Raw genomic sequence first — 26028 nt, 5'->3', positions numbered from 1 at the left:
AAATGGCCGGGGCAGGTGGGTGCAGCGCCGGGGCGGGGTTAGCGCGGCGCCCGGGTGGGGCTGGCACGGCGCCGGACGCTGGGGGCGGGGCTAGCGCGGCGCCCGGGATGGGGTTAGCGCGGCGGCGCCCGGGATGGGGTTAGCGCGGCGGCGCCCGGGATGGGATTAGCGCGGTGTCGGGGTGACCTGCCCGACCTGACCGTCGTACGCCGCGACCGGGGGGCCGCGGGGGACTGCGCTCGGACGGTCAGCGGTTGCCGGTTGGTGCTGGTGTCTCGGTTCGGGGACGCGGTGACAACCTCAACGGTTCTTGGCGAAGTGCTCGCAGCGGTGTCGCGTTGTCGTGGGGCGGGTGAGGGTGGTCTGCGGGGGTAGGTTCCTGGTATGCAGTTTGATCGGTACACGGTGATTCTGTTGGTGTTGCGGCCGGATGCGCCGGTGATGACGGATGAAGAGGCGGCTGAGCTTCAGGATCGGCATTTGGCGCACGGTGCTGAGATGCAGGACCGCGGGCTGGTGCTGGCTCGTGGGCCGCTGACCGAGCAGGACGATGAGCAGTTCCGTGGGTTCTCCGTTTGGTCGGTGGACGCGGAGACCGCTCGGGCGTACGCCGAGGCCGATCCTGCGGTGCGGGCGGGGCGTTTGGCCGTCAACGTGATGACGTGGATGATGCCGGCCGGGAACATTCAGTTCACCAAGGTGCGAGCACCCAGGTCGATCGCCGAGGCGACCGCCGACTAACGCTGGTTGCAGCGGCGGGCGCCGTACCCGCGGTCTCAGGGAGCGCAATCCGATCGTGCTGTTGTTGTCATGTAGCTGCGGCAAGGGTCGGCGTAGCGTAGCCGGATCGGTCGATGGATCGGTCTTCGTCGTTCGGGGGAACGAATGCCTGACAGCACGATCAGCAGCGCGCTCAACACAGCCCGCTCAACCACCACGCCCACGACAATCGGCTGGCCGGCGTCCACTGGGGTGGCGCCGGATCGGCCGGTCCTGCGCCATCTGAGTCCGGCCCCGCCGCCACGACTTCGGCTGCTGGACGTACGTCGTCCAGTCGGCCAAACAATCGCTCAACAGGCAGCAGCAGAACTCGCCGCCGCCGGTCAACGAGCCGCAGCACACCCCACCACGCACCCGATCACTGCACACCCACCAGCAAGACACAGCACCGAAACGATGCCCAAGGCAAGCAATCCCCAGCCGGCGGCAGCAGCCGACCTACAGGCGGTGAGTACCAGGCCGGCCGCTGGGTCGAGCGCTGGACATGCGACAGCGGACGCGAGCGCCGCACCGCACACGGCAGGGGGTCTTGCGGCGGGCGTTGCACAGACGGCCGGGGCTCTCGCGCCGGGTGACGTGCATACGGCCGGGGCTCTTGCGGCGGGAGATGCGCGGACTGCCAGGGCTCTTGCGGTTGGTGTGCAGGCGATGGCTGAGGTGGACGCGGCGAGCGATGGGCGGACGCCGGTTGGGGCGCCGTGGCAGGTGGGGGTTGGGGAGCTTAGTGCGGCGGAGCGGGAGAGGGTTTTCGGGAAGGGGCGGAGGCGGTGGGGTGAGCAGGTGCCGGGGGTGTATCCGGTGGCGGTTTGGTATCACCGGGTGTTGCAGCGGATCGAGTGGTTGCGGTCCGGTACGGCGTACGCGCTGAGTCGGCAGGTGGATGAGCTGCCGGTGCGGGTGAAGCGGCACAAGTCGTTGTTGTTGCGGCAGCTCGGTGAGACCGAGATGTGGATGCAACACAACAAGGTGACGAACCTCAGGCTTGCGTGTGCACAGGTGGACGGGCTGCTGATCAGGCCGGGTGAGACGTTCTCGTTCAACAAACTGGTGGGGAATGCGACGCGCCGCAAGGGGTACGTCGAAGGCATGCGGTTGTCGAACGGGCAGGCTCGGCCGGGTATCGGCGGTGGGATCTGTCAGCTCGCGAACTTGCTGCACTGGATGGTGTTGCACTCGCCGATGACGGTGACGCAGCGGTCGACGCACAGCTTCGACCCGTTCCCCGACAACGGGCGGGTCCTGCCGTGGGGTGTTGGTTGCAGCATTGTCTACAACTACGTGGATCTGCAGTTCCGCAACGACACCGACCAGACGTTCCAGTTGCGCGTCGCTGTCGGTGATCGGTATCTCGAGGGCGAGATCCTGGCCGACGTACCGGCCGAGTCGTCGTACCGGGTGTTCGCGCGGGGTGAGCGGTTCCTGCGGGTCGGCGCGGAGTACTTCCGGCGGAACGAGATCTGGCGAACGGTGATCGATCGACGCACCGGTACGGCGGTCCGCGACGAACTGATCCGGGAGAACGTTGCCCTGGTCAAGTATGTACCGGTCGGCGTGACCGTGCTGGACGTCGTACCGGATGCGTGAAAGGCGCGCGGCTGAAATTGTCGGTGGGAGGTTGCAGACTGGTGGGGTGAGTGAGTTCGAGCCGTACCGCGAGCGCCCCGCGAGGGTGCCCGGTGCCATGCTCTGGACGCGGACCGCGGAGGGTGGCGAGTACCGGATCCTCCCGGACGGCTGCATGGACCTGCTGCTGATGGACGACGAGCTGATCATCGCCGGGCCGGACAGCCGGGCGTGGGTCGGGTCGGCCGAGGCTGGGACCAAGTACGCCGGGATCCGGTTCGCACCGGGGACGGCGGCACGGTTCCTCGGCGTACCGGCGCGTGAACTGCTGAACGAACGTGTTGCGCTGAGCGATCTGTGGTCGCCTGCGCGGAGCCGGCGGCTGGCGGATCAGGTGCGGTCTGCGCCTGTTCCGGCGCTGGCGCTGGACCAGGTGGTGGCGAGTCTGGCTGAGGAGCCGCCGGACCGGTTGATCGTCCAGGTACTGCGTGCTGTGCGAAGCGGCATGCTGCGGGGCAGCGCCGGGGTGATGTCGTTGGCGGGCAGTGTCGGGTTGAGTGAGCGGCAGTTGCACCGTCGATGCCTGAACGCGTTCGGCTACGGACCCAAGATGCTCGACCGTGTCCTGCGGATGAACGTCGCCCTCGACCACGCCCGCACCGGCGTCGCCCTCGCCGACGTCGCCGCCCTCACCGGGTACGCCGACCAAGCCCACCTCACCCGAGACGTCAAAGCCCTCACCGGCCTCCCACCCCGCCTCCTCTTGAGCTAATCCATCCGCACGGCAGGTTGCTGGCGGTCGGGCATCGGCGGCTTCCCGCGCGAGCGGCTGCGCGTGCGGCGGGTGGTGGCGGCCGCACCTTCATTTGCATGGATAGGTGTCTGTGCCTGGGGTGTGGCGGCGAGCCGGGAGGGCGGCCAGTGTGCGAGCACGCGACGGGGCGCGGGCTGTGCACGCGAGGCGGGGAAGCAGGTCGGGGTTGTTATTCATAGCTTGCTATGGGAAACTCATAGCAAGCTATGGAGATGAGGTGTGGAAATGAGTGTGGTTGCTGAGCGGCGGGTTGGTGGGGGGAAGCGGGCCAGGGATCGGCAGCGGGTGGCTCACATGGTGGGTGGGCTGCTGTTGGTTGCGTATGTGTATGTGCCTGGGGGTCCCGGGGCGGTGCTCGAGACTGCGGTTCGGTGGGTTGTGTTGCCGGCGTTGGTCGGGTCGGGTGTGGTGATGTGGCAGTGGGCGAAGATTCGACGGTGGATGCGGAAGCGGGGAAGCCGGGTGTGAGTGAGCGGAGTACGGCGACTGAGGTGTCGTTCCGGCAGGAGTCGCTGGGGTATCAGGTCAACCAGTTGGCGCGGTTGCTCGCGCATGCGTTGGCCGCGCGGATCGCGCCGTACGGGGTGGTTCCGGGGCAGTTCGCTCAACTGCTCGCGCTGTTCGAGCAGGACGGGCTGACGCAGCGCGAGTTGTGTGATCGGGTCCGGATCGAGCAGGCGACGATGGCGAACACGCTGCAGCGGATGCAACGTGACGGCCTGGTCCGGATCGTTCCTGATCCGGACGATCGGCGCCGGGTCCGGGTGTATCTGACCGATCAGGCCCGGGCGATCGAAGACGACCTCGTCGCCGCCGCCCGCGCGCAGAACGCCGCGACCACCGCCGGGCTGACCGACGCGGAGGTCACGCAGTACCTGGACCTGACGGCCCGGCTGATCGGCAATCTGGAAAAGGGCTGAGCGCCGACCGGCCCACGTGTCACCATTGCTGTTCGTGAGTGAGATCGGTACGGCGACTTTGCGGCACAACCCGCTCAACGCGGTGACCGCGACGGTCGAGCGGGTGACGTACGCCGATGGGCGCACGCTGATCCGGAAAGTGTTGCGGAAGCCGGTGAACTCGACTGGACCGTGGGCCGCGTCCGAGGATCCGAGACACTGGAACTACTGGCGGCGCGAGGTCGAGGTCTACCGCGACGAGGAACTCCGCAAGCAGCTCGCCGATGCCGGGCTGGTGTTGCCGGCGGCCGACGTCGTCGAGCACGCGGATGGCGCCGTACTGATGATGGAAGACATCGCGGGCACTCATGGGACTGAGTTCTCGTTGGCTGAGCATGCCGCGTTTGCTCGGGCGTGTGGGCGGTGGCAGGCGCGACCGGCGGGCGATCGTTCGTGGACGTCGTTCGGGTTTCTGCGCGACTACTCGACGTCTCGGGACGTGCCGTGGCACCTGGTCGACGACGATGCGGCTTGGCGGCAACCCTTGGTCGCCGAGACCTGGCCGACCGGGTTGCGCGCGGCCTGGGGCCAACTGATTGCCCACCGCAACGAGCTGCTCGAGTTGGTGGCGCGGTTGCCGCGGGCTCGGTGTCACCTCGACCTCTGGGTGTCGAATGTGATCCAGCGGCCGACCGGCGAACTCGCCCTGCTCGACTGGGCGTTCACCGGTGACGGCGCGCTCGGTGAGGACATCGGCAACCACATCCCCGACGCAGTGTTCGACCTCTTCTGGCCGGCCGAGCGCCTACCCGAACTTGCCGAGACGTGCGTCGACAACTACCTCGACGGTCTACGCGAAGCCGGCTGGCGAGGCAGTCCAGACGACGTACGCCTCGCCGTGATGGCGTCCGGCGTCAAATACGCCTGGCTCCTTCCCGGACTCCTCGGCCGTGCCTCTGACGCCGCCCACAACGCGTACCACCGACAAGCCGACAGCCACCACCTCTTCCATCAACGCGGCCAAGCCCTCACCACCGTCGCCACGTGGTGCGCCCAGGCGCTCAAAGCACGACGGTGAAGCCGCCGGGTTGAAGTAGGACGGGAGTCGTTCCGCCAGTTAGCGCGCGACGGGAGTGCAGCGTGCCGTGAGCGGTGTAGGTGTAGGCAGTAGTGCCTGCGGTGGTGGGGATCTTGAGCGTTCGGGGGTGCGGGTCAACGCTGGTCAGAAGAGCAGCTGGGCCTAGGCGGAGGGTGCTTATGGTGGGGAGCAGGAGGAGGGCATCCACCTGGGGCTGGCCCACAGCTGTTGCTTTGAGAGTTGTTGCGTACGGCGGAAGCGGCGTGGGCAGCGTGATCGGCTGGAGGGCACCCGGGGCGGCGGAGATGCCTTGAGGGCCCAGAGCGGCGTGGTTGATGGTGCCCAGGGCAAGCGAGCCTGTGGTCCACGTTGTTCGGCCAGGGTCGACGAGGTTGACGACTGGCAGGACCAGGCGCGGCAACCCCAAGGCCGGAAGGGTCCACTCTGCGGTGCCACCGCTGGACAAAGAGACGTAGGAGCCGTTGCTCCATTGGGATTCGCCGGTCCACGCGGACGGCGGAGTCACGACCTGCCCGCCTACAGCGGACTCGCCTTCGACCACCTGCAGGCCGGTGCGCGTCAGCGGTCCCGCACTCAGCCGGACCAGGCCCGGGTTTGCGTCCAGCGCGAGCATGGAGAGCTGGCCGTGGATGGTGGATTCGGCGCCGGAGTTGCGGTTGATGACGCCGTCGCCGGAGACGCCGTCGTACGTGCGGCCGGTGGACGCGTCGTACATGGGTGAGCCGGCCCGGTTCGCGCCGAAGTACCAGGCGGCGACGAAGGCGGCGACCTGCTTCAGTCCGGGGAGTCCGACTGCCAGTAGCCCCTGCAGTCGGGCATCGACGCCGTACGCGATCTGGGTACGGTCGATCGGCGCCGGAAGCCAGCCGTTGTCGGGTCCACCGGCAGTCATGAGCAGTGGAGTGAAGCCGGCTGTGTCACCGACAGCCGGAGCCAGTAGTCGACGTGAGCCCAGCACTGACGAGGCTGCGGCGAGTGCGGACGGCATCTGCGCGCCCCACGCGTGCCACACCGAGATCGACTCGCCCCACGGCAGCAGAGCTCGGAACGGCCACGACTGGCTCGTGCCGGCACCAAAAGCCGCGATGCCCTCGGCAAACTGCGCCAGCGCGCGTCGAGCCCGCTCTGACCCACCAGCACGCACGTACGCCGCCAAGCCGAGCACTGCCTCGGATGTCGCGTCGGCGCCGTTCACGATGAGCCATGCGGGTACCCGGCGGCCGTCGACGATGTTCCACTGGCCATAGCGGACCAGCACCTGACGCTCCAGCGCAGCAAGAGCCAACTCGAGCCGAGCCTTCAGGAAGTCGGCAAAACCGCGGTCCACTCGGCGGAAGACGTCGTACCCCTCCCCTAGCGCCCACACCGTCCGGGCCAGCCAATACGACGGCCCGGAGTCGGACGGGTCAGGTAGCTCGACTGGCTCGGCACTCGGGTTGAGTGTGCCGTCCGGCTGCATCCACAACACCACGTTGCCGTTGGGCGACTGGAGGAACGTCAACCCGCGCAGGAGGTCAAAGGCTGCCGTCAGCGAGGAACTGTCGCCGAACTGCTCGTAGTGCCGCAGGTACACAACGGCAGCGCGTGAGATGTCGTCCGCGTTGAAAGCGCCTTGGCCGTAGGTGTTGGTGACCGGGTCGTACGTCCCGCCGCCGATGCGCTTGTACGAGCCGTCCGCTTGTCGGTCCGCATAGGTCCAGAGCACGCCGAGAGGTCCGGAGCCGTAGGTCGTGTGTCCGGCGGCGGCAGGCGGTGTGACCGACGTACGCAGGTAGTCGAGGTGGGCGAGGTTGCTCAGACGGCCGGCAGCAGACGCCGGCAGCGTGACAGCGGAAGCGGCACCCAGGGCGAGGGCTCCACCGAGGACGGTCCGGCGCGCGACGGTCATGACAGTCGGTCCAATCTGGCCACGCCGATGGCTGCGTCGGCCATTCCGTAGAAGACGTACCTCACTCCATCCACCTCCTCGATGGCGGTCGGGAACACCACGTTCCCCACCGTGCCGATCCGCTCCTCCTCGGTTTCGGGAACCAGGAGCGGTTCCGATGACCGGGCGAGAACCCGGGTCACATCGGACGCGTCCAGCAGCAGCGCCCCGGCCGCATAGCTGACCTTCTGCGTCGTCGGGTCGAAGCCTTGCGGCTGCTCACCCGTCACCCCGTGATGGATCACCAGCCACCCCTCCGGCACCCGCAGCGGCGCCGGCCCGGCCCCGATCTTCAGTTCCTCGAAGGGGTACTCCGACATCGCCACCAGCCGGTGGTTCCGCAAATGCACCAGGTTCCGCACATCGCGCTCGACGTCAGCGACCGGCACGAACGACACCCAGATCCCCGGCCGGTCGTCGGTCACGCCGGCCGGCAGGTGCACGCCTTCACCTTCGCGGAACCAGCCGAGATCCCACATCGGCCGATGCAGCATCGCGTACGACGGTTCGCCGTCCGGGCCCGGCACCGGTTCGGGGAAGAACACCGTGTCCTTGTTCGGGAACAGGTTCAGATCGGTGTCCAGCTCCGGTTGGTACTCGAAGTGCAGCGGTCCGAGTCGCTGCCAGTTCCGCAGGTCCGACGACACCGCGAGCGCCGGTTTCGGGCCGAGTGGACCATAGGCGACGTAGGTCATCACATGCGTGCCGAGCGACGGGATCCACGTCACCCGCGGGTCCTCGACGCCGGCGTTGTTCTTCCCGCGTTCCCAGCCCTCGTCCGGAGCGAGTACGACGCCTTCCCGCTTGACTCCGACCGGGACGCCGTTGGAAAGCTCCACCGCAGCCAGGCCGACACGGGACACGTTGCCGGTAGCAACCAGTCGCGGGAGCAGGTAGAGCTGACCGTCCGGGGTGTGCCCGGTGGCCGGGTTCAGCACCCCCTCGGCCTCGAGGTCGTTGCCCGGTTCGGGCGTCATCAGGACGCCGACACGCGTGAGGGTATAGGGAACAGTCACAACGAATGCCTTTCCATACAGAGAGAAGTCAGCCCTTGACCCCGGACTCGAGGTTCGAGGCGATGAAGCGGCGCTGGAAGATCAGGAACAACGTCACGGCCGGCGCGGCCAGCACACACGCCCCGGCGAGGACGGCGCCGAACGGGTTCGCCGCCCGCGCCGACACGGTGGTCAGGTAGTTCGACAGCGACACCGCGAGCGGCTGCAGATCCTGTTGCTTGGTGATCAGGAACGGCCAGAGGAACTCGTTCCACGGCCCGATGAATGTCAGCAGTACGCCGGTCAGCAGCGCGGGTTTCACCAGTGGTACGGCGACCCGCCACAGGATGCTCAGCTCGGACGCCCCGTCGATCCGGGCCGCGTCGAACAACTCCTGCGGCAACTGCAGGAAGTACTGCCGGAACACGAAGACCGCGGTCGAGTTGATCGCGAACGGCAGGATCATCCCGAGATACGAGTCGGCCAGTCCATAGCTGCGAACGATCAGGACGTACAGCGGGATGGTCAGCAGTTGGAACGGCACCACCTGAACCAGCAGCATCAGGTTGAACACCACTCCGCGACCGCGGAACTGCAGCCGGGCCAGCGCATAGCCCGCGAGGACGCCGAACACCAACGTCCCGAGGATGACACCCCCGGTGAAGATCCCCGAGTTCACCAACGACCGGCCGAGGCTGATCGCCTTGTCGATCTCGCTGTAGTTGTGCAGTGTCAGATTGCCAGACGGGAATGCGCCGCCGACGGACGGATCCGGCTCGGCCTGCAGGCTGCCGATCAGCATGTAGTAGAAGGGAAACAGGAACACGAACGCGCCGACCAGCAAGGCGACGAAACGCAGCCGCATCACTCCTCCCTCCCCACGAAACGTCGTTCGACCAGCGCGAGAACGAGTACGCCGATGACCAGCAGCACCCCGATCGCGGACCCGATGTCCGGGTTCCCCTGCTCGATGCCCTTCTGGTACATCACCAGCACCGGTGACGCCGATGCTCCGTCCGGACCGCCACCGCCGGTCAGCAGGTAGGGCTCGGTGAACAGGTTCGCCCCGGTCACCGTCGCCAGCAGTACGACGAGCGTCGTCGCCGGCCGGACGCCGGGCACCGTCACGTTCAGGAGCGACTTCCATCGGCCGGCGCCGTCCATCGACGCCGCCTCGTACAGATCCGTCGACACGTTCTGCAGCGCGGCCAGGTACAGCAGGATGAAGAACCCGAGCTGTTTCCAGGTCACGTAGATCGCGACCGTCGGCATGGCGAGCGACGAGTTCACCAGCCAGGACGGATCCGGTGCGAGCGGGCCGAGGACGGAGTTGACCAGTCCGTTCGAGTTGAACAGGAACAGCCAGACCCCGACCACGGCGACGCTCGCGGTCACGTACGGCACGTAGTAGCTGACCCGGAAGAACGCCCGCCACCGGATCGCCCCGTTCAGCGCGGTCGCCAGACCGAGGGACAGGACGACGGTCAGCGGCACGTTGATCACCAGGAACACGAGCACGTTCCCGAACGCCCGCCGTACCGCGGGATCCGACAGCACGGTGGCGTAGTTGTCGAATCCCACGAACGGCCGTTCCACGATCGCGCCGGGCGCGGTGAAGAAGTAGTCGTGGAACGACATGTAGACGGCGAACCCGAGCGGATAGGCGAACACCAACCCCAGGAACACCAGGTACGGCGTGACGAACACGGAACCGATCGGCTGGTCACCCAGAATCTTCGCCAGCAGGCCGCGCCGACCGCCCGTTCCGGACGAGGCCAATCGACTCATGACTGTGCGGCGAGCTGATCGACCTTCTGTGCGGCGCCGTCGAGGGCCGCGCCGGGATCCTCCTGGCCGAAGATGACGGACTTGGAGTACGCGTCCCGGAAGGTCTGCCAGATGGTGATCGAGTTCGGCACGTTCGGCACCTCGACCGTGCGGGCCGCCTGATCCGCGAACGTCTTGTAGTCCGGGTTCTTGGCGAAGTAGTCGGCGTACGTCGAGGCCACGTCCTTGCGCAGCGGCATCTGGCCGGTCGTCTCCAGGAACTTCCCGTCCTGCTCCTTGCTGGTGGCGAACTTCAGCACCTCCCACGCGGTGCCGCGGTTCTTGCAGGCCGAGTACATCGCGACGTTCTTCGCATCGGAGAAGGTGTGGATCTCGTTCGCCGGCTTGCCGGACGAGGTCGGCACCGGTACGACGCCCCAGTCGACCTTGCCCTTGTACGTCGCGATCGCCCACGGACCCACCACGGCCATCGCGGCGGTGCCGTCCACAAACGCGTCACCGGTGTACTTCTCCTGCGACGCCAGCTTGTCGGCGTACATGGTCCGCCAGAACTGCGCGACCTTCTTGCCCTCGTCCGACGCGAACGTCGCCTTGCCGTCGGCAACCAGCGACTTGCCGCCGGTCTCGGCCGCGTACAGCGGGTAGAAGTCGAACCAGGACTGGAAGAACTCGTTGCTCGGCGCCGGGTAGATGGCGAACTTGGCGGCCTTCGCAGCGACCAGCTTGCGCGAGGTGGCGAGGAACTCGTCGTACGTCGCCAGCGGCGGTTTGGCGGTGTCGATACCGGCCTTGGCGAACTCCTTCTTGTTGTAGAAGATCATCACCGGGTTCGACTTCCACGGCAGCTGGTAGTACTTGCCGTCGGTCGACTGGTACTGCTTGGCGACGTCTCCGGAGCGTTCCTCGATGTACGACGTACCGTCGCTGAAGCTGTCCAGCGGCACCAGACCGCCCTGCTTCTGGAACTGGGAGACCGAGGCCGGTGAGGTGTTGAAGATCAGGCAGGGCGCGTTGCCCGCGGTGATCGCGGCACCGATCACTTCCTCGGAGCTCTTCCCGGTCGGGATCTCCTGGCCAGTGATCTTCTGGTCCGCGTGGGCCGCGTTCCAGGACGCGACCATCTGCTTGGCCCAGGCCACTTCCTCGGCGTTGTTCGAATACCAGATGTTGATCGGCCCGGTGGCCTTGGAGGCGGCGTCGGCGTCACCAGCGCCGCCGCCGCTGTCACCACATGCGGCGAGTGATCCCGCCAGCACCAGGGCCAGCAGTCCAGCTTGCAACTTCATCTTTCCTCCAGCTATGCAGGGGGTGCGGCGGTCGAACGCCGTACGACGAGCTGCGCGGGTGGCAGCTCGACATCGGGTACGTCGGACTCGCCGTCGACAACCTGGTTGAGGGTCTGTGCGGCCGCCTCGCCGAAGCGGAACGGGTCGGCGCGCACCGTGGTCAGGCCGGGGTGGACGTACTCGGCCAGTTCGCTGTCGTCGAAGCCGGCGATGCTCAGGTCGTCCGGGACGGTCAGCCCGGCAGCCTGGGCGGCGCCGAGGCCGGCGATCGCCATCCGGTCGTTCGCGTAGACGATCGCGGTCGGCGGCTCGGGCAGCTCCAGCAGCCGCCGAGTCGCGTCGATCCCGCCCGCGGCGGTGAAGTCACTGGTCTCGATCGCCACCGGCTCGATCCCGGCGGCGGCCAGGGTCGACACGAAGGCCGTCGACCTGGCCGTCGCGTGGACGAACGCGGGCGGACCCGCGACGTGAGCGATCCGGCGATGACCGAGCGACAGCAGGTGCTCGACGACCGCGATCGTCCCGGGCCGGTCGTCGAGGATGACTGCCGGGAACGGCGACGTACCGTCGGGCCGATTCAGGGTCACGGCGGGCAAACCGAGCTCGACCAGCAGGTCGATCCGGGGATCGTCGTGCCGGAGGTCGGAGAGGAAGACGCCGTCGACGCGGGCGTCCTGCGCCAGCCGCCGGTAGCCGGCCTCCTCTTCCTCCCCGGCAGTGACGACCTGGAGGACCAGTGCCTGCCCGCGAGCGGACAGGACGCTTTCGACCCCGGCGATGAAGGCCGGGAAGAACGGGTCCGACGACAGCACGGCCGGGTCCCGGGTGATCACCAGACCGAGAGCGAACGCCTTCGAGACCGACAGCGACCGGGCCCGGTTGCTCGGCCGCCAGCCCAGTTCGTCGGCGGCGGCGAGGATCTTGTCCACGGTCGCACTCGCCAGGCCGGGCCGTCCGTTCAGCGCGAAGGACACCGCGCCCTTGGACACTCCCGCCCGGCTCGCCACATCGGCGATCGTCGGCCGCTCTTTGCTCATCAGACCTCGCTTGACGGTGGTTTAAACCGGTTTAGACAGCCACTAAACCGGTTAAAACATCGCGCGTCAAGGTCTCGAACCGGCCGGGCCGTACGCTGCGGTCGTGCCTATGCCGCCCTCTCTGCTCCTGGCCGCGCTGGCGGCCACCCTCACCGGGACGGCGGCTTGCGCGGCGCTCAACCAGACCAGCGCCGAAGCAGCGGTCACCTTGCCCCCGGCCCACGCCGGCTTCGACTACCAGATCGGCGGGCCGTATACCCCGCCCGCCGGCGTGCAGGTCGTCAGCCGTGACCGGACCGCGGCACCCGCTGCCGGGATCTACAACATCTGCTACGTGAACGCCTTCCAGGTCCAGCCCGGCGAACAAGGGCAATGGGCCGACGACCTACTGCTCCGCGATGCCGCCGGCAACCTGGTCATCGACGAGGAGTGGGACGAGCCGCTGCTCGACCTCCGGACCGAGGACAAGCGGATCCGGATCGCCGAGAAGGTGAACGGCTGGATCGACGACTGCGCGTCGAGCGGGTACCAGGCGATCGAGCCGGACAACTATGACAGCTACACCCGCTCGATGAACCTGCTGACCGCCGCCCACGCCAAGGCCTACCAGACCCTGCTGGCCACCCACGCGCACTCGCAGAACTTGGCCATCGGTCAGAAGAACACGGTCGAACTCGCCGGTGACCGCGAGGACGTCGGCCTGGACTTCGCCGTCGCCGAGGAGTGCGGCGAGTGGGACGAGTGCGGTGACTACGTCGATGCCTTTGGCAACAATGTGATCGTGATCGAGTACACCGACGCCGGCAGGACGAAGGCCTGCACCGGCTTCGGCGACACCCTCACCATCGTGCAACGCGACAAGGACGTCTCCGTTCCCGGCGAGCCCGGCTACGTGCTCAAAACCTGCTGAACCAGCTCAACGCCGCACGGTGATCGTGATGACGACTTCCAGCTCGGCATCGGTCGCGGCAGACAAGACAGTCCGCAGGAACTCGGTGGCGTCGGGCGAGACCTGGCGCGCCTTCCGCCGTACCGGGACATAGCCGTGGTCGGCCAACGCCTGCTCGACCCTGGCACGGGTGTCCGCACCCACGTCCGGGCGGCCGTTCACGACCTTCGACACGGTAGCCGTGGAGACGCCCACGCCGGCAGCGATCGTCGCCAGCGTCGGCCTCTCGCTCATGGATCCTCGATTCCATCGTTAGCTCTTATGCCGGTAGCATCCCACGCACGAAGGCGCGTCGCAACAGCTCAGGGCTACCGGTGTCAGCTAGTTGACTGGTTGACAGCTGCCTGTAGATAGGTGCGGTAGCCGGCCAGGGAGTCGATGACCTCGGCGGCTGTGGGCTGGGTGGTGAGCGCGCCGACGCCCTGGCCGGCGTAGATCGAGGTGCGGGTCGGGTCGGCGGCGCGGGCGCCGGCCACGTAGTCGGCGTGGCCGGTGTCATCGGTCTTGAGTTCGTCCTCGTGGCCTTGCCAGTTGTCGAAGAAGGCGTTGCGGAGGGCGCGGCCGCCGAACTCGTCCGGCCAGCCGGCTCGCGAGGCCGCGTCGAAGACCGTGCCGTACACGGTGTCGGTCTCGTCGGCCTCGAGCACGCGCTGCCGAACCGGCTCGGGCGTCAACGCCTCGGTACAGGTGAGGAACGCCGTACCGATCCATCCGCCGGCGGCTCCCGCAGCCAGTACGGCGGCCAGCCCGCGCGGACCGGAAATACCGCCGGCTGCCAGGACTGGGATCTCGGTCAGGTCGAGGATCGCCTGCAGCAACGGGAGGGTGGCGACCGCGTTGCGACCATGCCCACCGGCTTCGGCGCCGCGCGCGACGATCACGTCCACGCCGACGTCGATCGCCTCCCGCGCATCGGCGACCGTACCCGCCTGCATGGCGACGACGATGCCCTCCTTCTGCAGCACCGCGACGTACGGCGCATAGTCGCCGAAGCTGAGCGAGACGAGGGCCGGCTTGAGCTCGAGCACGGCGTCGAGGTGCTCAGGGTGGTCCTTGACCGACCAGGCCATCAGGCCGACGCCGTACGGCTTGCCACTCGCCGCGGCGACCGCGCCCTCGGTCCGGATCCAGTCAGCGCTGACCGCGGAACCGGCGCCGAGCATCCCCAGTCCCCCAGCCGTCGAGATCGCGGCGGTCAGCTTGCCTCCGCTCACGTTCGCCATCGGTGCACCCACCACCGGAACGGACAGCCCGAACTTCTCCGTCAGCCACATGCGACCACACCACCACAACAAACCCCCCGACCGCCATGGCGCCCAACACAGGACGACTTCGGACAACAAACGGGGACCTCGGACATCTGGTCAGATGTCCGAGGTCCCCGGAAGGTGTCCTAACTCAGAACTTGTAGACGTCCGACTGCGGGTCGCCGTGGCAGCGCTTGTACTTCTTGCCGGAGCCACACGGGCAGGCCACGTTGCGCGGCGTACCGGCGTACTGCAGGCCGCTCTCGTCGGCCCCCTCCTGGCGGACCGAGACCTCGTCGTCGCCGTCGATCGTCGGCGCCGAGTACGACAGCCGCTGCGGGCGGCTGTCACCGGTCAGGCCCTTGGCGCGCAGCCGCGGGGTGTCCCGCGGGCGGGGCGTGTCCTGCGGCCGGATCTCGTCCTGGAGCCGGCCCGGGAACTCCGCTACCGGCGCACCCGGCGTGAGGATGTCCTCGACCCGGCGGCCCACGATGCCCTCGTCCTCGTCGGCTGCCTCGGCCTCGGCGGCGAGCTCCATCTCGGCCCGCATCGCCTCGACGTCGACCTCGACGTTGAAGATGAAGGCGACCGACTCCTCCTTGATCGACTCCATCATCGCGGCGAACATGTCGTAGCCCTCGCGCTGGTACTCGACCAGTGGGTCGCGCTGCGCCATCGCCCGCAGGCCGATGCCCTCGCGCAGGTAGTCCATCTCGTACAGGTGCTCGCGCCACTTGCGGTCGAGCACGCTGAGCACCACCCGGCGCTCCAGCTCACGCATCGCCTCGGTGCCGAGCAGCTCCTCGCGCCGGTCGTACGCCGCCTTGGCGTCGGCGATGAAGGCCTCGAGCAGGAAGTCCTGGGTGAGTCCGGCCTTGTCGCCGCCGGCCTCCTCGACCAGCTGGTCCTCGGTCAGCTCGGTCGAATACAGCGTCTTCATCGCGGTGAACAGCGCGTCCAGGTCCCAGTCCTCGGCGAACCCGTCGGCGGTCGCACCCTGCACGTAGCCGGTGACGGTCTCCTCGAGCATGTCCGACACCTGGTCGCGCAGGTCGGCGCCCTCGAGGACGCGGCGACGCTCGTCGTACACGACGTGCCGCTGCCGGTTCATCACGTCGTCGTACTTGAGGATGTTCTTCCGGGTCTCGAAGTTCTGCGCCTCGACCTGGGACTGCGCCGACGCAATCGCCTTGGTGACGACCTTGTTCTCCAGCGGCTGGGAGTCGTCGTTGTTGCGCGACATCGCCCAGTCGACCATCTCGCGCTTGAACAGCCGCATCAGGTCGTCCTCCAGCGACAGGTAGAACCGGGACTTGCCCGGGTCGCCCTGACGGCCGGACCGGCCGCGCAGCTGGTTGTCGATCCGGCGGGACTCGTGCCGCTCGGTGCCGAGCACGTACAGGCCGCCCGCCTCGCGGACCTCCTCCTGCTCGTCCTTCACCTGCTTCTCGAACTGCTCCAGCACCGCCGGGTACTGCGCCTCGTACTCCTCCGGCGACTCGGCCGGGTCGATGCCACGGGCGCGCAGGTCCTTGTCGGCGAGGAACTCGGGGTTGCCGCCGAGGATGATGTCGGTACCACGGCCGGCCATGTTGGTGGCCACCGTGACCGCACCCTTGCGGCCGGCCTCGGCGACGATCGCCGCCTCGCGCGCGTGCTGCTTCGCGTTCAGCACCTCGTGCGCGATGTTCTCCTTGCGCAACTGGGCGGCCAGTCGCTCGGACTTCTCCACGCTGGTGGTGCCGACCAGGATCGGCTGACCGGTGCTGTGCACCTCGACGATGTCCTTGACCACCGCGTCGAACTTGGCGTCCTCGGTGCGGAAGATCAGGTCCCGCTCGTCGGTGCGGACCATCGGCTTGTTGGTCGGGATCGGGACCACGCCCAGGCCGTAGATCTTCTGGAACTCGGCCGCCTCCGTCATCGCCGTACCGGTCATCCCGGCCAGCTTCTCGTAGAGACGGAAGTAGTTCTGCAGCGTGATCGTCGCGAGGGTCTGGTACTCCTCCTTGATCTCGACGCCTTCCTTGGCCTCGATCGCCTGGTGGAGCCCCTCGTTGTAGCGGCGGCCGTGCAGCGTCCGGCCGGTGTGCTCGTCGACGATCAGCACCTCGTTGTCGACGACCACGTAGTCCTTGTCCTTGCGGAACAGGTCCTTGGCCTTCAGCGCGTTGTTCAGGTAGCTGATCAGCGGGGTGTTGGCCGACTCGTACAGGTTGTCGATGCCGAGGCGGTCCTCGACCTTCTCGATCCCGCGCTCGAGGATGGCGACGGTGCGCTTCTTCTCGTCCACCTCGTAGTCGGCCACCGGACGCTGCTCCTCCGGCACCTTGTCGTCGGCGATCCGCGGCTTCAGCGAGTTCGCGATCTTCGCCATCTCGACGTACCAGCGCTGCGAGTCCTCGGCCGGGCCGGAGATGATCAGCGGGGTCCGGGCCTCGTCGACCAGGATCGAGTCCACCTCGTCCACGATCGCGTAGTTGTGCTCGCGCTGGACGCAGTCCTCGATGCTCTGCGCCATGTTGTCGCGCAGGTAGTCGAAGCCGAACTCGTTGTTGGTGCCGTAGGTGATGTCCTTGGCGTAGGCGATCCGGCGCTCGGCCGGCGACATCTCCGGCAGGATCACGCCGTAGTCGAGGCCGAGGAAGTGGTACACCCGGCCCATCCACTCGGCCTGGAACTTGGCCAGGTAGTCGTTCACCGTGACCACGTGCACGCCCCTGCCGGACAGCGCGTTCAGGTACGTCGGCAGCGTGCCGACCAGCGTCTTGCCCTCACCGGTCTTCATCTCGGCGATGTTGCCCAGGTGCAGCGCGGCGCCGCCCATGATCTGGACGTCGTAGTGGCGCTGGTGCAGGGTCCGCTTGGCCGCCTCGCGGACGACCGCGAACGCCTCCGGCAGCAGCGCGTCGAGCGACTCCCCGTTCTCGTGCCGCTGCTTGAACTCCGCGGTCTGACCGCGCAACTCCTCGTCGGACATGCCGACGAAGTCGTCCTCGATCGAGTTGACCATCTTCGCGATGCCCTGGAGCTGGCGCAGGATCTTGCCCTCGCCGATCCGCAGGACCTTGTCGATCACCTTCATGGTGGGGAGTTCTCTCCTTGCTGCTGAAGCCTTTGGTGCGGCCGACGCCGACAGGGCACGATCCACCCTCGGGGCAGGCGCGCGCCACCCATGGTACGGGGCCCGGTGTGCCAACCCACGCCCCTATGCGTGCCGCGGGGCTTATCCGACCCACGATCCGGACACGGGAAAAGTTCCGTCTTCCCGGTCAGCTACCGCGAAGGGCGTCACTCAGCGCAGGTGAGAGGTCACCGCCACCGGCCACCCGGACCTGGTCCAGCCCCAGGAATCCGGCCAGCTGGGCCAGCTCGGCGGCCAACTCGTCCCGACACCGCGGACCGTGACCACGATCTCCGGGTGCTCGGGGTCCTTCTCGATCTTGGAGCGCAGTCGCTGGACGTGCACGTTGACCAGCCGGGTGTCGGCCGCGTGCCGGTAGCCCCAGACCTGCTCCAGCAGCACCTCGCGGGTGAACACCTGCCAGGGCTTGGAGGCCAGGCAGACCAGCAGGTCGAACTCCAGCGGAGTCAGCTGGATCGTCTCCCCGGCCCGCTTCACCGAGTGCCCGGCCACGTCGATGGTGAGGTCGCCGATGGTCAGCGACTCCGGCCCGGGCTCGTCCATCCGGCGCAGCCGGGCCCGGATCCGGGCCACCAGCTCCTTCGGCTTGAACGGCTTCACCACGTAGTCGTCCGCGCCGGACTCCAGGCCCAGCACCACGTCCACGGTGTCGCTCTTGGCGGTCAGCATCACGATCGGCACGCCGGACTCGGCCCGGATCGCGCGGCAGACGTCGATCCCGTCCATCCCCGGCAGCATCAGGTCGAGCAGCAGCAGGTCCGGCTTGAACTCGCGGAAGGCCGGTACCGCTTTGTCACCGGTTGCGCACAGATAGGTGTCGTAGCCCTCGTTGCGCAGCACGATGCTGAGCATCTCCGACAACGCTGTGTCGTCATCGACGATGAGGACGCGTCCCCTCATCGTCCGGTTACCATCTGCCACGCCCTGCTCCTTGCCGTCCGATCTTGTGCGCCCAGCGGATGCTGACCGTACGCACTACGGATAGTGTCCCATTCCCCGGGTGGTGCACACGCCGGATCGCCGAGTGACCCCGGGTTGGGCTGTGATCATGGTGCACAGCCCGTGCCTGAGACAACTTGAGGACTACACGGCTCAGACGGGCTCGCGGTTCGACGAGGGGAGGTGCCAGTGGACGACATCGGTCTGCACGAGGACCCGGCGGCGGAGCCGCTGCGGCCCTGGCTGCCCGCCGACCTGCTCGACAACGCGGCCCGGACCATCTCCGAGAACAAGACGATCATGCTAGGCCTCCCGGTGCTCGCCACCATCGCCCTGCTCGCTGTCCAGGCCGTCCTGACGGAGGTCGCCGTACCAGGTGGAATCGGTGGCTTCTTCGGGTCGGTCGACCCGTTCCAGCAGGCCGGTGCGGCGCTGCTGCTCACGTACGGCGTCCAACTGGTGCTGTTCACCGTGGTGTCGAGCATGCTGGCCGGGATCATCGCGCTGGCCGCCGTACGGAGTCAGCTGGCCCATCGGGTCGGGCCGCGGGAGCTGCTGCGGCTGGTCCGGCCCGCTCTGCCCGCACTGGCCGCGGTCGGGTTGGTGCAGTCGCTGTCGTTCATCATCCTGATCGGAGGCTGGGGTCTGGCCGTATTCGGCATCGGCTCCGGCGCTGAGTCGGCGATCTCGTCCGACGTGGCCGGTGGAGTGGCGGTCGTGATGGTGCTGGTCGGTGGAGTGCTGGTGCTGATCTTCGGCATCCGGCTGGTGCTGGCCGGGACCGTCGTACTGATGGAGGGCCGGCACGCACCGGACATCGGCCTCTACATCCCCGCCCGGGTGGGGATCTGGGGTGCGCTGAAGCGGTCGTGGCAGCTGGTGAAGGGCAAGTTCTGGCGGGTGTTCGGCATCCTGCTCTTCGCGGGGCTGGTGGTGAACATCGTCAGCTACGCCCTGCAGTACGGCGTCACCACACTGGTCATGACGGTCGGCTCATGGGCCGACAGCAGCGAGAGCAGCAGTGCGACGGTGGCCGCGATCGCGCTCGGCGTGGCGGCGGGGCTGGCGACCGCGATGACTCTGATCGCCACTCTGGCCTTCATGTCCGCCGTCCAGGCCCTGATCTACCTGGATCTCCGGGTACGGCGTGAAGGCCTCGACCTGTGGATGCGGCCAGTACTACGGCCAGGAGGAGGGCCCCTGTGATCATCCTCGAGCCGCCGGTCGACATCGGGCGGGACGAAGCCGCTGCCGAGGCGGCCAAGGAGCTGTCCAAGACGGCGTACCGGCAGTCCGGCGACTCACTCATCGAGCGGGCGATCGGCAAGGTGCTGGAGTGGATCGCCGACCTGCTGGACAGCCTGACCGGGACCTCACCGAACGGCCACACCGGTCTGTTCATGCTGATCGGGCTGATCGTGCTCGTCGTCCTGGTGGTGCTCTGGCGAGCCGGTGTGCTCCGGACGAGCCACCGGGAGAAGCAGGTGGTCTTCGACACCGCCAGACCGCGTAGTGCGGCCGAGTACCGCGCCCAGGCGGAGCAGGAGGCAGCGGCCGGGGACTATGCGCACGCCATTCGCAGCCGGTTCCGCGCCTGTGTCTCCGAGTTGACCGAGCGGACGATCCTGGACGAGCGGCCTGGCCGGACGGCGTACGAGGTGGTGGCAGACGCGGGCCGAGCGGTGCCTGAGCTCCGGGACCCGCTGCAACCGGCTGCATTGGCGTTCACTGAGGTTGTCTACGGCAACCGTCCCGGAACGGCAGAGCGGTACGCCGTAGTGGTCACCGCCGATGGAGCGGCCCGGACCGCTCGGGTTCTGGTGCGCGGATGAGTACTGCAGTCGGGCGGAGTGCCGGCGAGAGCTGGCGGGTCTTGCGGACACCGATGCTCGTCACCGGCGTCATCGTGCTGGCCGCGATCGTCATCATGATCGCCACCACGGCACGGACCTCAGGACCGTTCAGCCCGGACTCCACCGACCAGAGCGGCGCACGGGCGCTGGCTGCCCTGCTGGAGAACCACGGTGTCACCGTGGAGGGCACTGAGGTGCTGGACGACGCGGTGGAACCAGGGGACGGCAAGACCTTGCTGATCGGTCCGATGGGCCAGCTGGACCGCTCTGACTGGCAGCGGATCGCTGACGCGGGCTGGAGCCACATCATCCTCATCCGGCCCGGTTCCCGCGCGCTGGAGGCGCTCGCGCCCGGTGTGGAGGACACCGGCCAGATCCTCTCCTCGGGCAGCCGTGAGCCGGACTGCGACCTCCCGGCCGCGGTGAAGGCCGGCACTGTGACTGTCAGCGGCTCTACCTATTCGGCACCCTCCACAGCCCAGGCCTGCTACGGAGACGGCATCACCAACACGGTGATCCGGCTGGAGACCAACGGCCGGATCGTCGACGTGGTGGGCTCGCAGCGCTCGTTCACCAACGCCCAGCTAGCTGACGACGGCAATGCGGCGCTCGCACTCAACCTGATCGGCACCCACCAGGACCTGACCTGGTACCTGCCGCAGTGGGAGTCCAGTGGCTTCGACGACCCCGACGAGGACGCTCCCCCGCTGATCCCGCCGGACGTTCGCTACATCGGTTGGGCGCTGGCATTCGCCGTACTCGTCGTAGCGCTCTGGCGCGGTCGTCGGCTCGGCCCGGTGGTTGCCGAGCGGTTGCCGGTCATCGTGCGCGCTGCGGAGACCACAGAGGGCAGGGCCAGGCTCTACCGCCGCTCACGCGCCCGAGACCGTGCAGCGGCCGCTCTGCGTGAGTCTGCGCTCGGCAAGCTCCACAAGGCGCACGGCATCCCCCGACGCGCGGAGCCGACCGCTGTGGTCGCGACAGTTGCCGCACGCACCGGCCGGGACCCGGCCATGCTGTACGAACTGCTCTACGGCCTTCCCCCACTCAGCGACGCGTCGTTGATGTCTTTGTCCCATGAACTCGACGTACTCACGCAGGAGGTACGACACCCGTGACGACTACCGAGGTCACCGCCGACCAGGCCAGGCAGGCGCTGGTCGCGCTGCGGACCGAGATCGGCAAGGCGGTGGTCGGCCAGGACACCGCGGTGACGGCGCTGGTGCTCGCCCTGCTCTGCCGCGGCCACGTCCTGCTCGAAGGCGTCCCCGGTACGGCGAAGACGCTGATGGTGCGAGCGTTGTCGATGGCCATGCGGCTGGACACCAAGCGAGTGCAGTTCACCCCGGACCTGATGCCCGGTGACGTCACCGGGTCGCTGGTGTACGACGCCAAGACCAGCGAGTTCGAGTTCCGGCCGGGCCCTGTGTTCACCAACATCCTGCTGGCCGACGAGATCAACCGGACGCCACCGAAGACCCAGGCGGCGCTGCTGGAGGCGATGGAGGAGCGGCAGGTCACCGTGGACGGTGTGCCGCGCAAGCTGCCGTCGCCGTTCGTGGTCGCCGCCACGCAGAACCCGATCGAGTACGAAGGCACCTACCCGTTGCCAGAGGCCCAGCTCGACCGGTTCCTGCTGAAGGTCACTCTCGACATCCCACCGCGCGATGCGGAGATCGCCGTACTGGCTCGGCATGCACAGGGCTTCGACCCGCGTGACCTCGCCGCGGCGGGTCTGCGTCCGGTGGCCGGGCCGGAGGATCTGCTGGCCGGACAGTCCGCCGTACGACGGGTCGCCGTACGCGAGGACGTGTTGGCCTATGTGGTGGACCTCTGCCGGGCGACCCGACAGTCGCCGTCGTTGCAGCTCGGGGTGTCGCCGCGAGGGGCTACCGCGTTGCTGGCCGTGGCCAGGGCGTGGGCGTGGCTGTCCGGGCGTGACTACGTGATCCCGGACGACGTGAAGGCGATGGCGCGTCCTTGCCTTCGGCACCGAGTGCAGGTGCGTCCCGAGGCCGAGCTCGAGGGTGTGAGCGCGGACGCCGTACTCGAGAGTGTGCTGGCCACGGTGCCAGTACCACGCTGATGGTTCTGACCGGCCGGGCCGGCTTGTTGGCCGCCGCTGGCGTCCTCTTCGTTGCTCTGGTGATGCCGAGCTGGAGTGGAGTCGGCGTAGTCGTTGCGGTCGTGCTAGTGGTGTGCCTGGTCGACATGCTGCTGGCCGGGTCACCTCGGCGGCTCCAGCTCAGTCGGGAGGGTGACAGCGCCGTACGACTGGGTGAGCCGGCTGTCGTTCAGTTGCTGGTCGCCAACCCCGGTCGACGGGTCAAGGGGTTGCTGCGTGATGCATGGCCGCCGTCGGCCGGCGTACAGGACCCGCCGCACAAGCTGGACCTGCCACGTGGTGAGCGACGCCGGCTGACTACGCATCTGCTGCCCACACGGCGGGGTGACCGGCAGGCGGATCGGGTGACGATCAGGTCGATCGGTCCGCTCGGCTTCGCCGGCCGTCAGGGGTCTCACAAGGTGCCGTGGACAGTGCGGGCGTTGCCGCCGTTCAAGAGCCGCAAGCACCTGCCGTCGCGGCTGGCGCGGTTGCGGGAGCTGGACGGCCGGACCGCCTTGCTGGCGAGGGGGCAAGGCACCGAGTTCGACTCGCTGCGCGACTACGTGCCGGGTGACGACGTACGGAGCATCGACTGGCGTGCCACGGCCCGCCGCGGCAACGTCGTACTGCGGACTTGGCGGCCCGAACGCGATCGCCAGGTCGCCATCGTGATCGACTCCGGCCGGATGTCCGCGGGCCGGGTCGGCGACGCACCGCGACTCGACCACGCGATGGACGCGGCGTTGCTGCTGGCCGCGCTGGCGACCCGCGCGGGTGACCGGGTTTCCTTGCTGGCTTGCGATTCCGCGGTACGTGCCGACGTACGACGTCCCGCGCCGGAGGACGTGCTCCCGTCGTTCGTGAACGCGCTGGCGAACGTCGAGGCCGAGCTGGTCCAGACGGACTTCCGCGTGGTCGTCTCACAGGTACTCGAACGCCTCGGCCAGCGATCCCTCGTCGTACTCCTGACCGGCCTGGACCCGGCCGTCATCGAGGAGTCCCTGCTGCCGGTGATCGGCCCACTGCTGCGCCGCCACGTGATCGTCCTGGCCTCCGTCGCCGACCCGCGCCTCACCGAACTCGAGTCCACCCGCACCGACCTGATCGAGGTCTACGGCGCCGCCTCCGCCGCCCGCACCCGCCTCGACCGCGAACGAGTAACCGCCATCCTCACCCGAGCCGGCGTAACCGTCGTAGACGAAAACCCCGACCAAATAGCCCCCGCCCTCGCCGACACCTACTTGGCGTTGAAGAAGGCCGGCCGGCTCTAACGCAACGCTCGGTCGAACGCGTCGCGGTTGGTTGTGGTGAAGGCGTGTTCGCGGCGGGACCAGGTGATGCGGTCGGCTCGTTGGGTGTCGGTGACTTCGGCGGTTGTTTCGGTCCAGAAGCGGGCGTTGCGGATTTGGCGTTCGAGGATGGCGTCGACGACGGCGTGACGTTGGGGCTCGGTCACGCCGTACGCGTCGACGAGGACTTTCACCTGCTCCGGTTGGCCTTCGAGCGGTGCCTTGGACGCCACGCACCACGTCCAGGCGGCGTACCCGATGTCTTCCAACGGGCTGCCCGGCTCGGCGGTGTCGAAGTCGATCAGGGCGGCCGGTACGCCGTCGTGGAAGACGAAATTGGTCGGGCCGGGATCGTGATGGCAGACCACGTCGTGGTGACCGGCGAGTCGGCTGCCACGGGTCGCGTCGTGGAACGCGCGGAGCAGCCGGCCGACCGCGGCGATCTGCTCGTCGGTCCAGCGTTGGAACTTCGCGGGCACCCAGCCGTCGAGGTAGGTGAGGATGTCGCGGCCCTCGTCGTCCTGGCCGAGGTAGCGAGGGACGATGTCGAGCCCTCGCTCCTCGAGCAGGCGCAGGAGGTCCGCGGTGACAGGGGAGGCCGGCCTGCGGACCGTGTCACCGATCCGTACGACGCCCTTCGTGATCCGGCCGCCGGTCAGCGGGATTGTCATTGACTCGGGCGGGCCTGGGCGAAGACCCAGCGGTGGCCTTCCAGATCCTCGGCTTCGTAGCGGCGGTACCCGTGCTGGTGGATCTCGGACACGATCTTGGCGCCGTTCGCCGTACTGCGGGAGAAGTGCGCGTCGAGGTCGTCGACGTACACCCAAACGTCGTGGTCCACGCCGCCGCGGCGCTCCTCGGTCAGCTTGAAGAGCAGGATCGCCGACGAGCCGACGTGCAACTCGATCCAGGACGGCTCCTCACCCTCGGCCGGGATCTTGTCCCATGACCCCAGGCCGAAGACCGAGTGCAGCCACCGCGCCGCACCGGCCGGATCCTCGTAGTACAAGCCGATCGAGAGCCGATCGAGCTCACGCGGGCTGTCCGGCACGTTGCGCCGCTCGATCCACTGCGGGACCCAGTGCAGGATGTTCGGCCAGAAGTAGAACGCCTTCTCGCCACCTTGCACCAACGTCTGTACGACGGTGACGCGCGTCCCGCTGTCGAGTTCGTCGAAGCTGATCCGCGTCTCGGTGTCGTCGACCGAACTGCGGTAGGCGAACAGCGCGCCCGGTTCCCAGTCGGTGATCTTGCCCAACTCGAGTACGTCGTCCGGCGGCGTGTACACCTCGAGGATCCGGCCGCCGACCCCCGGCTCGATCTGCATCGCCGTGACCCGGGCGGAGTCGAAGAAGTTGATCGGGCCGCGGACCCACCACAGGTCGATCTCCTCGGTGAAGATGCGGAACGCGGTCGCGGGATCGGCGGCGACCTCGACGGATGCGGTCGCGGACTGTTCGGTCATGATGATTCCTTCTGCTCGACGTGTCGTTTGAAGGAGCCCAACTGGTCTCGCCAGTGCGCCTGAACCTGGTCCAGCCAGGCCTGCACGGCGACCACGGGTTCGGGGTTCAGCCGGAAGATCCGCACCCGCGCGTCATCGCTCCCGCGCTCGTCGGCGACCAGCCCGGCCGACAGCAGGATCCGCAGGTGCCGGCTCATCGCGGGTGACGACGAACCGGTCGCGGCCGCCAGCTGACCGGCACGCTGCGGACCCTCACCGAGCAGCCGCACCACCTGCCGCCGGGTCGGATCAGCCAGTACCTCGAAGAACCGGTCGACCTGATCTTCCACCATGAGGCAATAGTTCTACTTCTGGTTAACTATTGTCAATGGTTGGAAGGACCCTTCGCCTGGTTGGATGGACCGCATGAGCGAAAGAGATGTCGAGAAGGACTACACGGTCGCCGACTTCGCGGCCAAGCTGCGACGACTGGCGGACGCCCTGGAGACGGGCAAGCCGTTCCGGATCCAGATCGCCGGCGAGCGGTTCACCGTCCCCAAGAACGCCCGGATCAGCGTCGAGCACGAACGCGGCGACACCGAGGAAGAAGTCGAGTTCCAGCTCAAGTGGTCCCTCGCCGACACCGACGAATCCCCCGAAGACGACAACCCCGAAGTCTGACCCACCCACTCACCCGAGGGGACATCCACTCGAGTCCCGGGTCCTCCCCTCGTCCACGACGGGACAACCCCCGATCTCAGTGGATATCCCCTCGGGCGAGGGGTTGCCCACCCAGATTCTCGATGGGCAACCCCCGAACTCGAGGGACATCCCCTCAACTCGGGGGTTGCCCGCCCGCGCTGGCGG

25 protein-coding genes are annotated in these 26028 nt (G+C 67.9%); 12 read left to right on the top strand and 13 right to left on the bottom strand.

Going from position 1 to position 26028, the window contains the following annotated elements:
• The first annotated feature begins 384 nt into the window (after nt 1-384).
• The 5 genes from V9K99_RS30025 (at nt 385) to V9K99_RS30005 (ending at nt 5134) form a co-directional block, all read left to right on the top strand.
• Nucleotides 385-741: a YciI family protein gene (locus V9K99_RS30025; RefSeq protein WP_337005339.1), complete on the top strand. Its 357-nt coding sequence runs from the start codon at nt 385-387 to the stop codon at nt 739-741.
• A gap of 837 nt (nt 742-1578) precedes the next feature.
• Nucleotides 1579-2364, top strand: a complete 786-nt coding sequence (locus V9K99_RS30020; RefSeq protein WP_337005337.1) for a VanW family protein — start codon at nt 1579-1581, stop codon at nt 2362-2364.
• 46 nt (nt 2365-2410) lie between these two features.
• A complete protein-coding gene (locus V9K99_RS30015; protein ID WP_337005335.1) occupies nt 2411-3115 on the top strand; it encodes a helix-turn-helix domain-containing protein in 705 nt (234 codons plus the stop codon).
• Between the two features lie 479 nt (nt 3116-3594).
• Nucleotides 3595-4077, top strand: a complete 483-nt coding sequence (locus V9K99_RS30010; protein ID WP_337005333.1) for a MarR family winged helix-turn-helix transcriptional regulator — start codon at nt 3595-3597, stop codon at nt 4075-4077.
• A 34-nt stretch (nt 4078-4111) separates the two neighbouring features.
• Nucleotides 4112-5134, top strand: a complete 1023-nt coding sequence (locus V9K99_RS30005) for an aminoglycoside phosphotransferase (protein WP_337005331.1) — start codon at nt 4112-4114, stop codon at nt 5132-5134.
• Here the strand turns inward: V9K99_RS30005 and V9K99_RS30000 are convergent.
• The 6 genes from V9K99_RS30000 to V9K99_RS29975 are packed head-to-tail and all read right to left on the bottom strand — an operon-like array spanning nt 5118 to nt 12188.
• Nucleotides 5118-7043, bottom strand: a complete 1926-nt coding sequence (locus tag V9K99_RS30000) for a hypothetical protein (RefSeq protein ID WP_337005329.1) — start codon at nt 7041-7043, stop codon at nt 5118-5120. The two genes, V9K99_RS30005 and V9K99_RS30000, sit on opposite strands and share 17 nt — an antisense overlap.
• Nucleotides 7040-8098, bottom strand: a complete 1059-nt coding sequence (locus tag V9K99_RS29995; RefSeq protein WP_337005328.1) for a glycoside hydrolase family 130 protein — start codon at nt 8096-8098, stop codon at nt 7040-7042. The genes V9K99_RS30000 and V9K99_RS29995 overlap by 4 nt, the downstream gene beginning before the upstream one ends.
• A 28-nt stretch (nt 8099-8126) precedes the next feature.
• On the bottom strand, nt 8127-8942 hold the full coding sequence (locus V9K99_RS29990) for a carbohydrate ABC transporter permease (RefSeq protein WP_337005326.1): 816 nt from the start codon (nt 8940-8942) through the stop codon (nt 8127-8129).
• Nucleotides 8942-9865: a carbohydrate ABC transporter permease gene (locus tag V9K99_RS29985; protein WP_337005324.1), complete on the bottom strand. Its 924-nt coding sequence runs from the start codon at nt 9863-9865 to the stop codon at nt 8942-8944. The genes V9K99_RS29990 and V9K99_RS29985 overlap by 1 nt, the downstream gene beginning before the upstream one ends.
• Nucleotides 9862-11151 (bottom strand): extracellular solute-binding protein, encoded by a 1290-nt coding sequence (locus tag V9K99_RS29980; RefSeq protein WP_337005322.1) that lies wholly within the window; start codon nt 11149-11151, stop codon nt 9862-9864. The genes V9K99_RS29985 and V9K99_RS29980 overlap by 4 nt, the downstream gene beginning before the upstream one ends.
• 11 nt (nt 11152-11162) lie before the next feature.
• Nucleotides 11163-12188, bottom strand: coding sequence for a LacI family DNA-binding transcriptional regulator (locus V9K99_RS29975; protein WP_337005320.1), 1026 nt, complete (start codon nt 12186-12188; stop codon nt 11163-11165).
• A gap of 109 nt (nt 12189-12297) precedes the next feature.
• Between V9K99_RS29975 and V9K99_RS29970 the strand changes: the two genes are divergently transcribed.
• Nucleotides 12298-13098, top strand: coding sequence for an endo alpha-1,4 polygalactosaminidase (locus V9K99_RS29970; protein WP_337005582.1), 801 nt, complete (start codon nt 12298-12300; stop codon nt 13096-13098).
• A gap of 6 nt (nt 13099-13104) precedes the next feature.
• Here the strand turns inward: V9K99_RS29970 and V9K99_RS29965 are convergent, their stop codons facing one another.
• The 4 genes from V9K99_RS29965 to mtrA form a co-directional block, all read right to left on the bottom strand.
• Complete coding sequence (locus tag V9K99_RS29965) at nt 13105-13371, bottom strand: LacI family DNA-binding transcriptional regulator (RefSeq protein ID WP_337005317.1); 267 nt, start codon at nt 13369-13371, stop codon at nt 13105-13107.
• A gap of 83 nt (nt 13372-13454) precedes the next feature.
• Nucleotides 13455-14411: an NAD(P)H-dependent flavin oxidoreductase gene (locus V9K99_RS29960; RefSeq protein ID WP_337005315.1), complete on the bottom strand. Its 957-nt coding sequence runs from the start codon at nt 14409-14411 to the stop codon at nt 13455-13457.
• A 124-nt stretch (nt 14412-14535) separates the two neighbouring features.
• Entirely contained in the window at nt 14536-17469 is a 2934-nt protein-coding gene (gene secA, locus V9K99_RS29955) for a preprotein translocase subunit SecA (RefSeq protein WP_337005313.1), read from the bottom strand.
• A gap of 210 nt (nt 17470-17679) precedes the next feature.
• On the bottom strand, nt 17680-18429 hold the full coding sequence (mtrA, locus tag V9K99_RS29950; RefSeq protein WP_442914739.1) for an MtrAB system response regulator MtrA: 750 nt from the start codon (nt 18427-18429) through the stop codon (nt 17680-17682).
• 228 nt (nt 18430-18657) lie between these two features.
• On the opposite strand from mtrA, the gene V9K99_RS29945 reads away from it, so the two are divergent.
• The 5 genes from V9K99_RS29945 to V9K99_RS29925 are packed head-to-tail and all read left to right on the top strand — an operon-like array spanning nt 18658 to nt 23699.
• Nucleotides 18658-19674, top strand: coding sequence for a hypothetical protein (locus tag V9K99_RS29945; protein WP_337005311.1), 1017 nt, complete (start codon nt 18658-18660; stop codon nt 19672-19674).
• Complete coding sequence (locus V9K99_RS29940; protein WP_337005309.1) at nt 19671-20300, top strand: DUF4129 domain-containing protein; 630 nt, start codon at nt 19671-19673, stop codon at nt 20298-20300. The genes V9K99_RS29945 and V9K99_RS29940 overlap by 4 nt, the downstream gene beginning before the upstream one ends.
• Nucleotides 20297-21439: a DUF4350 domain-containing protein gene (locus V9K99_RS29935; protein WP_337005307.1), complete on the top strand. Its 1143-nt coding sequence runs from the start codon at nt 20297-20299 to the stop codon at nt 21437-21439. The genes V9K99_RS29940 and V9K99_RS29935 overlap by 4 nt, the downstream gene beginning before the upstream one ends.
• On the top strand, nt 21436-22407 hold the full coding sequence (locus tag V9K99_RS29930) for an AAA family ATPase (RefSeq protein WP_337005305.1): 972 nt from the start codon (nt 21436-21438) through the stop codon (nt 22405-22407). Before V9K99_RS29935 ends, V9K99_RS29930 begins: the two co-directional genes overlap by 4 nt.
• Entirely contained in the window at nt 22407-23699 is a 1293-nt protein-coding gene (locus V9K99_RS29925) for a DUF58 domain-containing protein (protein WP_337005304.1), read from the top strand. Before V9K99_RS29930 ends, V9K99_RS29925 begins: the two co-directional genes overlap by 1 nt.
• Here V9K99_RS29925 and V9K99_RS29920 read toward each other — a convergent pair.
• The 3 genes from V9K99_RS29920 to V9K99_RS29910 are packed head-to-tail and all read right to left on the bottom strand — an operon-like array spanning nt 23696 to nt 25514.
• Nucleotides 23696-24388, bottom strand: a complete 693-nt coding sequence (locus tag V9K99_RS29920; RefSeq protein ID WP_337005303.1) for a phosphotransferase family protein — start codon at nt 24386-24388, stop codon at nt 23696-23698. The two genes, V9K99_RS29925 and V9K99_RS29920, sit on opposite strands and share 4 nt — an antisense overlap.
• Nucleotides 24385-25182 (bottom strand): VOC family protein, encoded by a 798-nt coding sequence (locus V9K99_RS29915; RefSeq protein ID WP_337005301.1) that lies wholly within the window; start codon nt 25180-25182, stop codon nt 24385-24387. The genes V9K99_RS29920 and V9K99_RS29915 overlap by 4 nt, the downstream gene beginning before the upstream one ends.
• On the bottom strand, nt 25179-25514 hold the full coding sequence (locus tag V9K99_RS29910) for an ArsR/SmtB family transcription factor (RefSeq protein ID WP_337005299.1): 336 nt from the start codon (nt 25512-25514) through the stop codon (nt 25179-25181). Before V9K99_RS29910 ends, V9K99_RS29915 begins: the two co-directional genes overlap by 4 nt.
• A 73-nt stretch (nt 25515-25587) precedes the next feature.
• Between V9K99_RS29910 and V9K99_RS29905 the strand changes: the two genes are divergently transcribed.
• Complete coding sequence (locus tag V9K99_RS29905) at nt 25588-25842, top strand: amphi-Trp domain-containing protein (RefSeq protein ID WP_337005297.1); 255 nt, start codon at nt 25588-25590, stop codon at nt 25840-25842.
• The last annotated feature ends 186 nt before the right edge of the window (nt 25843-26028 follow it).

It is taken from the genome of Kribbella sp. CCNWLW201 (assembly GCF_037203805.1).
GTDB lineage: Bacteria > Actinomycetota > Actinomycetes > Propionibacteriales > Kribbellaceae > Kribbella.
The sequence above is the reverse complement of the archived record's forward strand: the minus strand, read 5'-3'. Positions and strand labels throughout refer to the sequence as shown.